This is a genomic window from Aestuariivirga sp. (assembly GCF_046093005.1).
Lineage (GTDB): Bacteria > Pseudomonadota > Alphaproteobacteria > Rhizobiales > Aestuariivirgaceae > Aestuariivirga.
In genome coordinates, this window is record NZ_JBJTER010000028.1 from 78,344 (window position 1) to 91,470 (window position 13,127).

Below are 13,127 nucleotides of genomic sequence, written 5' to 3' on the forward strand. Positions count from 1 at the left end.
TAACAGACAAGCCTCATGGGGGCAAGAGAGACACAATGACACCGGATAACGCGCTGGGCCCCGTTGGCCAAAGAATCTCCGCAAAGCTGGTTCACAATTTTTCGCCGCAGGCGCTGGAGATCATCGACGAGTCGCATCATCATGCGGGCCATGCCGGCGCGAGCGCCAATGGCGAGAGCCATTTCCGGGTGCGCATCGTTGCGGAAGCCTTCCGCGGCAAATCGCGCGTCGAACAGCACCGCATGATCAACGCCGCGCTGGCGGAGGAATTGAGAGAGCGCGTCCACGCGCTGGCGATTCAGTCCTCCGCGCCGGGCTGAGGCGCGGCGGCGTCATCTGCCTCCCGCTTCTGCGGGCTCACGCGCAACGCCGTGATCTGGTGGCGGCGCTTCTTCAGGACCTCGAAGCGGAAGCCGTGAAAATTGAATACCTGCCCCACCTCCGGGATCATCCGCGCTTCATGGATGACGAGCCCGGCGATGGTGTTGGCCTCGTCGTCGGGAAGCGACCAGTCGAAGGCGCGGTTCAGGTCACGGATCGGCACCGCGCCATCGATGAGGTATGAACCATCGGGTTTGGGGCGCACGCCGCTTGCCACCGCGTCATGCTCATCCTTGATGTCGCCGACGATCTCCTCGATGATGTCTTCCAGCGTGACCAGGCCCTGCACCTCGCCATATTCATCGACGACGATGGCGAAATGGCTCTTGCGCTTCAGGAAAGCGTTGAGCTGGTCGGGGATCGCCCGCGTGTCGGGCACGAACCACGGCGGCAGCAGGATGTCCTCGATGTCGATCTTCGCGGCGTCGCCGCCGTGTTTCTGCAGCGCCGCGAACAGGTTCTTGGCATGCAGAACGCCGATGATGTTGTCGGGCGAATCGTTCCATACGGGGATGCGGGTGTGACCGCTCTTCAGCACCTTGGCGACGATCTCTTCGGGCGGCTCGGCGCCGTCGATCGTGGTCATCTTGGTGCGATGGACCATGATGTCGGCAATCGTCAGGTCCTGCATCGCCAGGATGCCGCTCAGCATGTCGCGGTCGTTCTTGAAGACCGTGCCTTCCTTGGCGTGGAGATCGATGGTTTCGCGCAACTCTTCATGCACGCTGTGGCTGCCGTCGCCGCCGTTGACGCCGGCATTGCGCATCGCCGAGGCTGCGAGACTGTCCAGCAGCATGGCGGGTGGACCCAGCGCCGCCACCGCCACGGCGGCTGGCGCGGCCAGCGCCACCGCCACGCGCTCGGGGCGCTTTCTGGCATAGGCGCGGGGCAGGAGCAGGCCGAGGAAACCGAACCCCGCCGCCAGCCCCGCCGCCGCGACAATGGCCGCCACCGGGGCGAGGCCGCGCAACAGGAGAAAGGCGGCCGCACCGGCAAGCGCCGCCACCAGCATCTTCCCCAGTGACAAAGCGGCCTCCGTGCGCTCCTCGCTGTCACGCAGGCGAAGGGCGGTCGCCGCGCCCTTGACGCCGCGCTTGTGGAGTTCGCCGAGCCTTGTGCGCGAGGCGTCCGACAGCGCCACGCGCGCCGCCGCGAGGAAGGCCAGAACGAGGAGCAGGACGAGAATCGCGGCGCCGGTCAATCCGGTTTCGTGGTTCATCGCTGGCGGAGGTCCTCGGTGAGGAAATTGAGCACGTCATGGTCGGCCACATCGCGGGCGATGAAGGCGTCGCCGATGCCGCGCACCAGGATGAAGGTGAGCTTGCCGCCTTGCGCCTTCTTGTCCTGGCGCATGATCTCGAGGAGTGTGGCGGGCGGTGGCAGCTGGCCCGGAATCTGGCTGGCATGCACGGGAAGGCCCACGCCCTTGAGGTGCTTCGCCACGCGCTCGGCCAGGCCCGGCGCGCACAGCTGCTGGCGCTCCGAAAAGCGGAAGGCCTGCACCATGCCGATCGCCACCGCCTCGCCATGCAGCAGGCGCTGCGAATAGCCGGTCGCGGCTTCCAGCGCATGTCCGAAAGTGTGGCCGAGGTTGAGCAGGGCGCGCACCCCGGTTTCGGTTTCGTCCTCGGCCACGATCCGCGCCTTGGCCTCGCAGGAGGTGCGGATCGCCCGGATGCGCGCCTCCGGATTGCCGCGCATGATTTGTTCCGCGGAGCCTTCCAGCCATTCGAAGAACGGCTTATCGCCGAGCAGGCCATATTTCGCCACCTCGGCATAGCCCGCCGCCAGCTCGCGGCGCGGCAGTGTGTTCAGCAGGCTGATGTCGGCGATCACCGCCAGCGGCTGGTGGAAGGCGCCGATCAGGTTCTTGCCATGCGGCGAATTGATGCCGGTCTTGCCGCCCACCGAGGAATCGACCTGGGCGAGCAGGCTCGCCGGGATCTGGATGAAATCAACCCCGCGCCGCAGGATTGCCGCCGCGAAGCCCGCCAGATCGCCAATCACGCCGCCGCCAAAGGCGATGATCCTGTCGCGCCGCTCGATGCCCGCCACCAGCAGCCGGTCGCAGAGATCGCCCAGATGCTGGTAGCTCTTGGTCGCTTCGCCGGGCGGCATGATGATGGCGGTGGAGCGGATGCCTTTGGCGGCCAGCGCCCGCTCGAGGCTGGCGAGATGCGCCTGCGCCACGTTCTCATCGGTGACGATGGCGGTGAGCGGCCGCTTCAGGAACGGCGCCACGATGTCGCCGGCCTTGGCCAGCAGCCCCTCGCCGATGTGAATGTCATAGCTGCGCGCGCCCAGCGGCACGGTGATCAGGGCGCGGCCCGGCGTGGTTCCGGTCATGATGCCCGCCTCTCCCAGCCGTCCCAGAGCGCAAGCGCTCGGATCACGTCATTCACCATCTGTCCGTGCTGCACATCGCGGCTTTCCACCGTCACATCGGCCTCCGCATAGATCGGGTAGCGCTTGTCGATGAGCGCGCGCATCACCGCTTCCGGGTCCTCGGTCTGCAGCAGCGGCCGGTCGTGGCGCTTGGCCACCCGCTTCATGAGAAGGGGCAGCGGCGCCTTGAGCCACACCGAAACGCCCTCGGCCCTGATCCTTGCCCGGGTCTCATCGTTCATATAGGCGCCGCCCCCGGTGGCCAGCACCTGGGCGCCATTGCCAAGCAGCCGCTGGATCACCCGCCGCTCGCCCTCGCGGAAATAGGCCTCGCCATGTTCGGCGAAAATGTCCTTGATCGGCTGGCCGGCGGCGGCCTCGATTTCCTGGTCGGCATCGACGAAGGCAATGCCCAGTTTTTCGGCAAGCCTCCGGCCGACGCTGGTTTTGCCAGCGCCCATCAGCCCCACCAGCACGATGGGGCGGTTGCCCAGCCGCTGGCGCACCAGCGCTGTATCCTTGGCGATCGACCGGCGTGCCATTCCTCGAACCTCAAAGCGGGCCCGGTTCTATCGCGCATGCCGGTTTGCCGCAAAGCCTTTCCGAAGCGGCAGTCAGCCGCTACACTTGCTTGTGAAATGCCCGATACGGTGAAATTTGTACTGGTTGTGGGGATGATCGGGGCTCTGCTCTACGGCGGCCTGTGGACGCTCGCCCATGTGCCGCCGGAACAGTCCGAAATCGTCAAGCCGCTGCCCAGCGAGAAACTGCGTGCCCGCTGACCGCTCGCAACGCCTGATCGAGCGTTTTCTCGAAATGATGGCGGCCGAGCGCGGCGCTTCCGTCAACACGCTCACGGCGTATCGGCGCGATCTCGAAGCCTATGCGGCCGACATCGCCCGGCGGCAGCGGGACATCGCGGTGGCGGGCCCCGAGGATATCCGCCGCCATCTCGACGGCCTCGAGGCCGATGGCCTGGCCCGCAGTTCCGCCGCGCGGAAACTCTCCGCCATCCGCCAGTTCCATCGCTTTCTGCATGGTGATGGGCTGGCCGCCGACAATCCGGCCACCGCCATCGACAGCCCGCGCGCCGCGCGGCCGCTGCCGCGCATGATTTCGCCCGAGGACGTTGAGAGGCTGGCGCAAACGGCGCGGGCGCGGGTGGCGGCGGCCAAGGAAAACCGGCGCGCCAAGGCCTGGCGGCTGGTCTGCCTGATCGAACTCCTGGCTGCGACGGGTCTTCGGGTCTCGGAGCTGGTCGGCCTTACCGTGCAGGCGGCCACCGCGGAGCGGGATTTCATCCTGGTGCGCGGCAAGGGCGGGCGGGAAAGGCTGGTGCCGGTTTCCGCCGCGGCACGGGCGGCGATGGACGATTATCTCGCCTGCCTCAAGGCCGGGGCGAAGCCCGCTTCGAAATGGCTGTTTCCGTCCGCGGGCGCCTCCGGCCATCTGACGCGGCAGCATTTCGCGTTGGAACTCAAAGGCTTGGCGCGGGAGGCGGGGCTTGATGCCGGGGCCCTGTCGCCGCATGTGCTGCGCCATGGTTTCGCCAGCCAGCTCTTGGCGGCGGGGGCTGACCTGCGCGCCGTGCAGCAGATGCTGGGCCATGCCGACATCGCCACCACCCAGATCTACACCCATGTCCAGGACCGCCGCCTGCGCGAGGCGGTCGAGGCTTTTCACCCGCTTGCCAAGAAAAGTTGACTTCCGGCCCCCCAGGGGTCAGTTTCCGCGCCGACGCTGACCCGGTTCGAGGCCCAATGCCCAGTTTTCTCGATTTCGAAGCCCCCATCGCCGAGCTTGAAGGCAAGATCGCCGAACTGCGCACCCTTGCCGCCGGCGACAAGGCGGTGGCGATCGGCGAGGAGATCAAGGGGCTCGAGAAAAAGGCCTCCAAACTGCTCACCGATCTCTATGCCAACCTCGATCCGTGGCAGAAGGCCCAGGTGGCGCGCCACCCGGAGCGGCCGCATGCGCTGGATTTCGTGGGCCAGCTGATCACCGAGTTCACGCCGCTGGCGGGCGACCGCAAATTCGCCGAGGACTATGCCGTGGTCGGCGGGCCCGGCCGGTTCCGCGGCCAGGCGGTGATGGTGATCGGCCAGGAAAAAGGCAATGACACCGCCTCGCGGCTCAAGCGCAATTTCGGCATGGCCCGGCCGGAGGGCTACCGCAAGGCGGTGCGGCTCATGGAAATGGCTGACCGCTTCGGCCTTCCCGTCATCAGCTTCATCGACACGGCGGGCGCCTACCCCGGCATCGACGCCGAGGAGCGCGGCCAGGCGGAGGCTATCGCCCGCTCCACCGATTGCTGCCTGTCGCTGGGCGTTCCCAGCGTTTCGGTGGTGGTGGGCGAGGGCGGGTCCGGCGGGGCCATCGCGCTCGCCACCGCCAATGTGGTGCTGATGCTGGAACACGCGATCTACAGCGTGATCTCGCCCGAGGGCGCGGCTTCGATCCTGTGGCGCGACGCCGCCCGCGCCAGGGATGCCGCCGCCGCCATGAAGATCACCGCCCAGGACCTCAAGAAGCTTGGCGTCATTGACGAAATCGTTCCGGAACCCAAGGGCGGCGCGCACCGCGGCGCCAGGGAGGCGATTGCCGCCACCGGCGAGGCCATTGCCCGCGCCCTCAAGGCTTTCGACGGCGTCTCCGGCGAGGTGCTGCGCACCCAGCGCCGCGAGAAGTTCCTGGCGATTGGCCGGAGCCTGTGATCCTGCGGAACGGCCGATAACACTCCTGCCACAACGCTGTCAGCAGCGGTGTGCTTTAGCAATGCGCATAAGCACAACGCGGAGGAGTCTCATCATGATTAGATCGCCGGTAAACCCATGGCCATGGTCCTTGAAGCTGGGCTTTAACCAGGGCGAAGTGCTGGAAGGCGTGCAACGGCAACTGGTCTGTGCGGGCCAGACGGCGGTCGACGCGAATGGCAACCCACAGCACCCCGGTGATATGCGGAAGCAATTCGTGCTCGCGCTTGACAATCTTGAGGCCGTCTTGAGCGCCGCCGGCATGGGCCTTGCCCACATCACCCGCCTCAATGTCTATACGACCGACATGGACGAAGCCTTGAAGCACTTCGATGTTCTGGGCTCGCGGATGGGTCCAGCTGCGGTGGCCCCTCCAATGACGGTTCTCGGCGTCACGCGCCTCGCCATCCCCCCACTGTTGATCGAACTCGAGGCAACGGCCGCAAGTTGATCCACAACGATATTCGGCATAGTGTTTGACTTGTTCAACCATGAAGCTGGCAGGACCTCGTCAAGCGGGCGATTGGGTGGTATTCCGTGTGCGGGTTGCTAATTGTCCGGACCGGATTGGCAGGCAAAGCTTATGCGCCGCGCGGAAAGATTGTTCATGCTGGTCAAGGAATTGCGGGTTCGCGGCGTAAGCCGGGCCTGTGACCTTGCCTCAGCGCTGGAAGTGAGCGTCCGGACGATCTACCGGGATATTGCGCATCTGCAGGGATCGGGTCTGCCGATCGATGGCGAAGCAGGAGTTGGCTACATGCTGCGGCCTGGCTTCGATCTGCCAAACGTCACATTTACAAGTGAACAGGTGGATGCGTTGGCGGTCGGACTGTCATTTGCCGAAAGCCTCGACGATCCGGAACTGGTGGCGGCGGCGCGTGAGGTGCGGGCCAAGATTCAGGCAAGCATGCCCCACCCGGAGGCGCGGAAGCTCACCGATGCGCCCTATTTTTCGCTTCGGCGCAGGACGGGTGCTCCGGCCTATGCGAGCTTGCTCCGGCGGGCGATCCGCAAGCGGCTGATCGTGAAACTCACGTATAGGGACGCGGAAGGGCGGCGCTCCGACCGCCTGGTCCGGCCACTCGCCATCTGGAGCTTCACGGAAGGCTGGATGTTTTCCGGTTGGTGCGAACTGCGATATGGGTTCCGCACCTTCCGGTTCGACCGCATCGCGGAACTGGCTCTGACGGACGAAGTGTTTGCGGACGACGAAGCAAGAGGCCTGCGGGCCTTCATGGAACTTGAGCGATGCGAGCGGCGGGCATCGTGAGGGGTGATTTGTTCTGGACGGCCCGCTTCCTGCCGCAATGACGGTGTTTAAGCTCCATGGAGTTTGAGAGGAAGCCACCATGAACCGTCGTCAACTTCTCGCAGGCCTGTCGGGAACCGCGCTGCTGGGCATTCCGCGCCGGTCGGTCGCGGCGGAACCTAAGCTTCTCACCGTCTCCCGCCGCACGCTCGAGGTCAAGGGCAAGGCGGCCAGCGTCTATGGCATCACCGGGCCGGGCGGCAAGCCGGGCCTCGACCTGCTGCTGGGCGAGCCGTTCCGGGTGCGCCTGGTCAACCAGACGGACGGCGACACCATCGTGCACTGGCACGGGCTCACGCCGCCCTATGGCCAGGACGGCGTCGCCATGCTCGGCGAGGACCCGATCGCCCCCCGCCAGTCCAGGGACTATGAGTTTCCCAACACGCGATCCGGCACCCACTGGATGCATTCGCACCTCGGTTTGCAGGAGCAGCAGATGCTGGCGGCGCCGCTCATCGTGCGCGAGACGGCGGAGCCTCTGTTCGATGAACAGGAGCATGTGGTGCTGCTCCATGACTTCACCTTCCGCAACCCGCAGGACATTCTCGCCGAGCTCATGGCGGGCGGCGGCGCGCATGCCGGCCATGGCATGCAGCACGGCATGATGAACCACTCCGGGATGGGCCATGGCGGCATGAACCATGGCGGCATGAACCATGGCGGCATGGGCAACATGATGGGCGGCATGCTGAACGACGTCGTCTATGACGCTTATCTCGCCAATGACCGCGCGCTCGACGACCCGGAGATCGTCACGGTGGAGAAGGGCGGAACGATCCGCCTGCGCATCATCAACGCCGCCGCCGCCTCCAACATGTGGATCGATCTGGGCGCTCTTGAAGGCGAGCGGATCGCGGTCGACGGCAACGCCATCCATCCCTTCAGGGGCAGCCTGTTCCCGCTGGCCGTCGCCCAGCGGGCGGATGTCCGTTTGACCATGCCGGCGGCGGGCGGCGCGTTTCCGGTGCTGTTCCGGCCGGAGGGTGTGGCGGCGCGCACCGGTATCGTGCTGGCCAGCCCGGGCGCCGCTGTCGCGCGGGTGGCCGAGGAGGGCGAGGCGCCGCCGCCGCTCAATCTTTCGCAGGAACTGCTTTACCGCGCCGTTGCCAAGCTACGCGACGAACCCGTGAACCGCACCGAGATGCTGATGCTCACCGGCGGCGGGCCGGATTACAGCTGGGGCCTCAACGGCAAGCCGATGATGCACGAGACGCTATTCACCGTGCGTGAGGGTGAGCGCATCGCGGTGATGATGCACAACATGACCGGCATGGCCCATCCCATGCATCTGCACGGGCACTACTTCAAGGTGATGGCCATTGGCGGCACGGCGATCGACGGCGCCATCCGCGACGTGGTGCTGGTGCCGCCCATGGAGACGGTGACGGTCGCCTTCGACGCCGACAACCCCGGCTCATGGGCCTTCCACTGCCACCACCTCTACCACATGAACGCCGGCATGATGGGAGCCATCGCCTACACCAGCGCCGCGTAAAAACGGTTTTCGCTCCCGCGTTTGCCAGGCGCCATCATTCGCCGCCCGGAGCAAAACGCCGGTGCTAGATCCGCTCTCCGCTTGCGGCGTCGAACAGGAAGCAGCGGGCAACGTCAAAGGTAAATCCGATGGGTGTTTCGAGGGTCTGGCGGAAACTGCGTGACCCTTTGGCGACCACCATCTGTTCGCCGGCCAGCGCCGAGACCAGCGTCTGGTCTCCCGTCGGTTCGAGTGAGTAGAGCACCGAGTTCAAGTGCCCGTGGCCAGGCTCGGCAACCGAGATGTCTTCCGGCCTGACACCGAGGATGACGTTCTTGCGGCTGCCCTGTCCGATGCCTGGCACGCGGGTTGAGGCGCCGGTGAACGCGCCGTTGTCGAGATCGCCCTTGATCAGGTTCATGGGCGGCGAGCCGATGAAGCCCGCGACAAAGACATTGGCGGGATTGTTGTAGACTTCATCCGGCGTGCCGAGCTGCTGGATCTTGCCCTTGTTCATGATGGCGATCCGGTCGGCCAGCGTCATCGCCTCGATCTGGTCATGGGTCACGTAGACCGTGGTGGTTTCGAGGCGGCGCTGGATGTGCTTCAGCTGCGCGCGCATGGTGAGCCGGAGCTTGGCGTCCAGGTTGGACAAGGGTTCGTCCATCAGGAACACCCGTGGATGGCGCACCACGGCGCGGGCCAGCGCGGCGCGCTGGCGCTGCCCGCCCGAGAGCGCGCGCGGCTTGCGGTCAAGATAGTCTCCGAGCTCGACAATATCCGCCGCCTCGCGCACCATCTTATCGTGCTTGTCCCGGGGAATGCCGCGCATGCGCAACGGGAAACGGATGTTCTCGTATATCGTCATGTTGGGGTAGAGCGCGTAGCTCTGGAACACCATCGCCACGTCCCGGTCGCGGGCGTCGACATCGTTCACTTTCTCGCCATCGATCAGAATGTCGCCGCCGGTGGGATCTTCGAGCCCGGCGATCATCCGCATCGTCGTGGTTTTGCCGCAACCGGAAGGCCCAAGGAACACCATGAATTCCTTGTCGCGAATGTCCAGATCGACCGCATCGACGCCAACCACCGGACCCCAGGCTTTGCTAATGCTCTTCAGGCTGATGGATGCCATGACCGCGCTTGCTCTCCCACACTGTTGCCAATCGCCTGGCTATCCCGGAGGCTCTCGGACGTGCCGCTGCGTGCCCTTGGACCGAAAAACCGCCATCTGTACATGACTTTCACAAAACTGAAACAATTGCAAGATCGAACGCCATATGTTTCGTATTAAATGCGCTCCGGGGTGACCGATTTACGCCACTATGCGTGCCGTAAAGCGCTTCGCAGTCGCCAAAACCACTTTTGCAACTGCGAAGTATTCCAGGATCGCGCAAATAATACTTATTGACTTTGGAGAGGATAAAAGTATCTTATTCCAACTGTCACTCGAGGAGCCCTGCATGGCAGCCTATGACGTTTCGCGCGGCCAACGGCCGATCGGTGCTGCCACGGGACTCGCCGCCGACCTTGCGCGCCGTCTTGATGAGACCGGCCTTCCGATCCGGGTGGGGCTGATCGGCTGCGGCGAAATGGGCACCGACATCGTGACCCAATGCCAGCAAATGACCGGCATCACGGTGGCGGCGATCGCCGAAATCAACGTCGACGCCGCCAGAAAGGCGCTGCGGATCGCCGGCCGCTCCGACGGCGGCCATGCCGTGGCCGGGACGGCGGCCGGTTTCGCCGCCGCGCTCGAGGGTGGCAAGGTGGCGGTCACCCAGGATGCGCAACTGGTCTGCGCTTCGCCCCACATCGACGTGGTGATCGACGCCACCGGCAAGCCCGCCGTCGGCGCGGAAATCGGCCTTGCCGCCATGGAGCATGGCAAGCACCTGGTGATGATGAACGTCGAGGCGGACGTGACCATCGGCGCCTATCTGGCGCGCGAGGCGAAACGGCTCGGGGTCGTCTATACGCTGGGCGCGGGCGACGAGCCGTCCTCCACCATGGAACTCGTCAATTTCGTCACCGGGCTGGGCTACCCGATCGTCGCCGCCGGCAAGGGCAAGAACAATCCGCTCAACATCGACGCGACGCCCGATCACTACATGGAAGAAGCCAGGCGCCGCAACATGAACCCGCGCATGCTGGTGGAGTTCGTCGACGGTTCCAAGACCATGGTCGAAATGGCCGCCGTCGCCAACGCCACGGGCCTTGTGCCTGATTGCCCAGGCATGCACGGCCCCGCCGCAACGCTCGCCGATCTCGACAAGGTGCTCTGCCCGCGCGAAGACGGCGGGGTATTGTCGCGCAAGGGCGTCGTCGACTACTCGGTCGGCAAGGGTGTTGCGCCCGGGGTTTTCGTGATCGCCGAGATGGCGCATCCGCGGGTGCGCGAACGCATGCATGATCTGAAACTGGGGGCCGGGCCCTACTACACCTTCTACCGGCCCTATCATTTGACCAGCCTCGAAGTGCCGCTCTCCTGCGCGCGCGCGGTTCTCTACCGCACGGCGGACATGCAGCCGCTTGACGTACCCTCGGCCGAGGTCTGCGCCGTTGCAAAGCGGGATCTGGCGCCCGGTGACCGGCTGGACGCCATCGGCGAATATGCCTACCGCGCCTGGATCATGACCGTGTCCGGCGCCGAACAGGCGCGCGCCGTGCCTTGCGGCCTTCTCGAGGGCGGCGCCGTCACCAAACCTGTCCGCAAGGGCGAACTCCTCACCTATGGCAACTGCGCCCCGGATGCGTCATCCCGCATCGTGGCGCTGCGCAAGCGCCAGGACGGCATGCTGAAAGGAAACAGCGCGTGAATGCGATCACCGGCATCAAGCCGAATGCGCGGCCCTTCTACCAGAAATATTCCGCCGCGGCCCTGAAGGAGGCGCTGCGCAAGATGTATCTGATCCGCCGCTTCGAGGAAGGGGCGGAAGAAGCCTATATGCGCGGGCTCATTCACGGCACCATGCATCTGTCGATCGGGCAGGAGGCGTCCGCCGTCGGCGCCACCATGGCGCTGCGCAATGGCGACTACATTACCTCAACCCATCGCGGCCACGGCCATTGCATCGGCAAGGGCGCGGACCCCAAGCTGATGTTCGCCGAGTTCTTCGGCAAAGAGGAAGGCTACTGCCGCGGCCGCGGCGGCTCCATGCACATCGCCGACGTGGCGACCGGCAATCTGGGCGCCAACGGCATCGTCGGCGGCGGACTGCCGATCGCGGTGGGCGCCGCACTCGCCATCAAGAAACAAAAACGCGGCGATGTCGCGATGTGCTTCTTCGGCGATGGCGCCTCGAACGAAGGCGCCTTCCACGAGTCGCTCAACATGGCGTCGGTGTGGAAACTGCCGGTGGTATTCGTGTGCGAGAACAACAAATACGGCATGTCGGTGTCGACCGAGCGCTCGATGGCGGTGGCCAATGTCGCCGACCGCGCCGCCGCTTACAACATGCCGGGCGTGATTGCCGACGGCAATTCCATCGCCGATGTCGAAGAGGCCATCGCCATTGCCGTTGAACGCGCCCGCGCCGGCCTGGGGCCGACGCTCGTCGAATGCAAGACCTACCGGACGCGCGGCCACTCCCGCTCCGACCGTAACCGTTACCGCAGCAAGGAAGAGATCGAGGAATGGCAGGGCCGCGACCCCATTCCGCGCTTCGAGGCGGAGCTCACGGCGCATGGCATCGCGACCGAGGCCGATATCGCGGAGATCCGCGCCGCCGCCGAGGCTGAGATCGCGGCGGGCATCGAATTCGCCCGTAACGGCACCGACCCCAATCCGGCGGAGGTGACCCGCGACGTCTATTCGCCGGAGGCGCTCGGATGAGCGCGCGCGAGCTGAGTTACGCCCAGGCCATTCAGGAAGCGCTGGCCCAGGCGATGGATGCCGATCCAAGCGTGTTCCTGATGGGCGAGGACATTGGCGTCTATGGCGGCGCCTTCCAGGTTACCGGCGATCTCGTCCACCGTTATGGCGAAGACCGGGTGATGGACGCGCCGATCTCGGAACTGGGGCAGGCCGGCATCGCCGTTGGCGCCGCTCTGGCGGGCTGCAGGCCGGTGCTGGAGTTCCAGTTCTCGGATTTCGCGACGCTGGCCATGGAGCAGATCGTGAACCAGGCGGCGAAGCTGCGCTTCATGCTGGGCGGCAAGGTGAATGTGCCGCTGGTGATGCGCTTTCCGGCGGGTTCCGGCACCGGCGCCGCCGCCCAGCACTCGCAATCGCTCGATGCCTGGCTCGCCCATGTGCCGGGCCTCAAGGTGGTGCAGCCCGCCACACCCGCCGACGCCAAGGGTCTGCTGCTCGCCGCCATCGACGACCCTGACCCGGTGATGGTGTTCGAGCACAAGCTTCTTTACAAAATGAAAGGCAGCGTGCCCGAAGAGCCTTACCGCCTGCCGATCGGCAAGGCGCATGTGGCGCGCGAGGGCCGGGACGTGACGGTGGTCGCCACCTCGATCATGGTGCACAAGTCGCTTGACGCCGCCGAGGCGCTCGCCGCCGAAGGCATTGACGCCGAAGTGATCGATTTGCGCACCCTGCGCCCCATCGACACCGCAACCATCATCGCCAGCGTGAAAAAGACCACGCGGCTCGTCTGCGTGTACGAAGGCGTCAAGACGCTGGGCATCGGCGCCGAGATCAGCGCCCGCATTGCCGAGAGCGAGGCTTTCGAGTATCTCGATGCGCCGGTCCTGCGGCTGGGCGGGGTGGAAGCTCCCATCCCCTATAGTCCCCAGCTGGAGAAGGCCGCCGTGCCGCAGGTGCCGGACATCATCGAAGCGCTGCGCAATCTGGCCACGGGGCGCGCCTAGC

General features: G+C 65.6%; 14 protein-coding genes. 10 read left to right on the forward strand and 4 right to left on the reverse strand.

Translation table 11 applies throughout. The annotated features are described in order from the left end of the window. Positions 1-35: 35 nt before the first annotated feature. Complete coding sequence (locus tag ACKOED_RS02190; RefSeq protein WP_408914937.1) at positions 36-320, forward strand: BolA family protein; 285 nt, start codon at positions 36-38, stop codon at positions 318-320. On the opposite strand, the gene ACKOED_RS02195 is transcribed toward ACKOED_RS02190, so the two are convergent. From ACKOED_RS02195 to ACKOED_RS02205, 3 genes are read right to left on the reverse strand one after another with little or no spacing between them, the layout of a single operon-like run. Next, entirely contained in the window at positions 299-1,600 is a 1,302-nt protein-coding gene (locus tag ACKOED_RS02195) for an HlyC/CorC family transporter (protein ID WP_408914938.1), read from the reverse strand. The two genes, ACKOED_RS02190 and ACKOED_RS02195, sit on opposite strands and share 22 nt — an antisense overlap. Then, positions 1,597-2,727, reverse strand: a complete 1,131-nt coding sequence (gene aroB, locus ACKOED_RS02200; protein ID WP_408914939.1) for a 3-dehydroquinate synthase — start codon at positions 2,725-2,727, stop codon at positions 1,597-1,599. The genes ACKOED_RS02195 and aroB overlap by 4 nt, the downstream gene beginning before the upstream one ends. Then, entirely contained in the window at positions 2,724-3,308 is a 585-nt protein-coding gene (locus ACKOED_RS02205) for a shikimate kinase (RefSeq protein ID WP_408914940.1), read from the reverse strand. Before ACKOED_RS02205 ends, aroB begins: the two co-directional genes overlap by 4 nt. A gap of 108 nt (positions 3,309-3,416) precedes the next feature. Here ACKOED_RS02205 and ACKOED_RS02210 point away from each other — a divergent pair, with 108 nt between their 5' ends. The 6 genes from ACKOED_RS02210 (at position 3,417) to ACKOED_RS02235 (ending at position 8,323) form a co-directional block, all read left to right on the forward strand. After that, positions 3,417-3,548 (forward strand): hypothetical protein, encoded by a 132-nt coding sequence (locus ACKOED_RS02210; RefSeq protein WP_408914941.1) that lies wholly within the window; start codon positions 3,417-3,419, stop codon positions 3,546-3,548. Beyond that, on the forward strand, positions 3,538-4,470 hold the full coding sequence (locus tag ACKOED_RS02215) for a site-specific tyrosine recombinase XerD (protein WP_408914942.1): 933 nt from the start codon (positions 3,538-3,540) through the stop codon (positions 4,468-4,470). Before ACKOED_RS02210 ends, ACKOED_RS02215 begins: the two co-directional genes overlap by 11 nt. Before the next feature lie 56 nt (positions 4,471-4,526). Further along, entirely contained in the window at positions 4,527-5,480 is a 954-nt protein-coding gene (locus ACKOED_RS02220) for an acetyl-CoA carboxylase carboxyltransferase subunit alpha (RefSeq protein ID WP_408914943.1), read from the forward strand. A gap of 94 nt (positions 5,481-5,574) precedes the next feature. Continuing rightward, complete coding sequence (locus ACKOED_RS02225) at positions 5,575-5,970, forward strand: RidA family protein (RefSeq protein WP_408914944.1); 396 nt, start codon at positions 5,575-5,577, stop codon at positions 5,968-5,970. A 132-nt stretch (positions 5,971-6,102) separates the two neighbouring features. Then, positions 6,103-6,789, forward strand: a complete 687-nt coding sequence (locus ACKOED_RS02230; protein WP_408914945.1) for a helix-turn-helix transcriptional regulator — start codon at positions 6,103-6,105, stop codon at positions 6,787-6,789. Positions 6,790-6,868: 79 nt separating this feature from the next. Beyond that, a complete protein-coding gene (locus tag ACKOED_RS02235; protein WP_408914946.1) occupies positions 6,869-8,323 on the forward strand; it encodes a multicopper oxidase family protein in 1,455 nt (484 codons plus the stop codon). A gap of 64 nt (positions 8,324-8,387) precedes the next feature. Here ACKOED_RS02235 and ACKOED_RS02240 read toward each other — a convergent pair whose 3' ends face one another. Next, entirely contained in the window at positions 8,388-9,437 is a 1,050-nt protein-coding gene (locus ACKOED_RS02240) for an ABC transporter ATP-binding protein (RefSeq protein ID WP_408914947.1), read from the reverse strand. A gap of 328 nt (positions 9,438-9,765) precedes the next feature. On the opposite strand from ACKOED_RS02240, the gene ACKOED_RS02245 reads away from it, so the two are divergent. The 3 genes from ACKOED_RS02245 to ACKOED_RS02255 are packed head-to-tail and all read left to right on the forward strand — an operon-like array spanning position 9,766 to position 13,126. Then, complete coding sequence (locus ACKOED_RS02245) at positions 9,766-11,121, forward strand: NAD(P)H-dependent oxidoreductase (protein WP_408914948.1); 1,356 nt, start codon at positions 9,766-9,768, stop codon at positions 11,119-11,121. After that, positions 11,118-12,137 (forward strand): thiamine pyrophosphate-dependent dehydrogenase E1 component subunit alpha, encoded by a 1,020-nt coding sequence (locus ACKOED_RS02250; RefSeq protein ID WP_408914949.1) that lies wholly within the window; start codon positions 11,118-11,120, stop codon positions 12,135-12,137. The genes ACKOED_RS02245 and ACKOED_RS02250 overlap by 4 nt, the downstream gene beginning before the upstream one ends. After that, positions 12,134-13,126 (forward strand): alpha-ketoacid dehydrogenase subunit beta, encoded by a 993-nt coding sequence (locus ACKOED_RS02255; protein ID WP_408914950.1) that lies wholly within the window; start codon positions 12,134-12,136, stop codon positions 13,124-13,126. Before ACKOED_RS02250 ends, ACKOED_RS02255 begins: the two co-directional genes overlap by 4 nt. Position 13,127 lies beyond the last annotated feature (1 nt).

Coding starts and splice junctions, on each gene's coding strand:
- ACKOED_RS02190 (WP_408914937.1), top strand. CDS start 36: ATGACACCGGATAACGCGCTGGGCCCCGTTGGCCAAAGAATCTCCGCA.
- ACKOED_RS02225 (WP_408914944.1), top strand. CDS start 5,575: ATGATTAGATCGCCGGTAAACCCATGGCCATGGTCCTTGAAGCTGGGC.
- ACKOED_RS02220 (WP_408914943.1), top strand. CDS start 4,527: ATGCCCAGTTTTCTCGATTTCGAAGCCCCCATCGCCGAGCTTGAAGGC.
- ACKOED_RS02245 (WP_408914948.1), top strand. CDS start 9,766: ATGGCAGCCTATGACGTTTCGCGCGGCCAACGGCCGATCGGTGCTGCC.
- ACKOED_RS02240 (WP_408914947.1), bottom strand. CDS start 9,437: ATGGCATCCATCAGCCTGAAGAGCATTAGCAAAGCCTGGGGTCCGGTG.
- ACKOED_RS02235 (WP_408914946.1), top strand. CDS start 6,869: ATGAACCGTCGTCAACTTCTCGCAGGCCTGTCGGGAACCGCGCTGCTG.
- aroB (WP_408914939.1), bottom strand. CDS start 2,727: ATGACCGGAACCACGCCGGGCCGCGCCCTGATCACCGTGCCGCTGGGC.
- ACKOED_RS02230 (WP_408914945.1), top strand. CDS start 6,103: ATGCGCCGCGCGGAAAGATTGTTCATGCTGGTCAAGGAATTGCGGGTT.
- ACKOED_RS02195 (WP_408914938.1), bottom strand. CDS start 1,600: ATGAACCACGAAACCGGATTGACCGGCGCCGCGATTCTCGTCCTGCTC.
- ACKOED_RS02205 (WP_408914940.1), bottom strand. CDS start 3,308: ATGGCACGCCGGTCGATCGCCAAGGATACAGCGCTGGTGCGCCAGCGG.
- ACKOED_RS02255 (WP_408914950.1), top strand. CDS start 12,134: ATGAGCGCGCGCGAGCTGAGTTACGCCCAGGCCATTCAGGAAGCGCTG.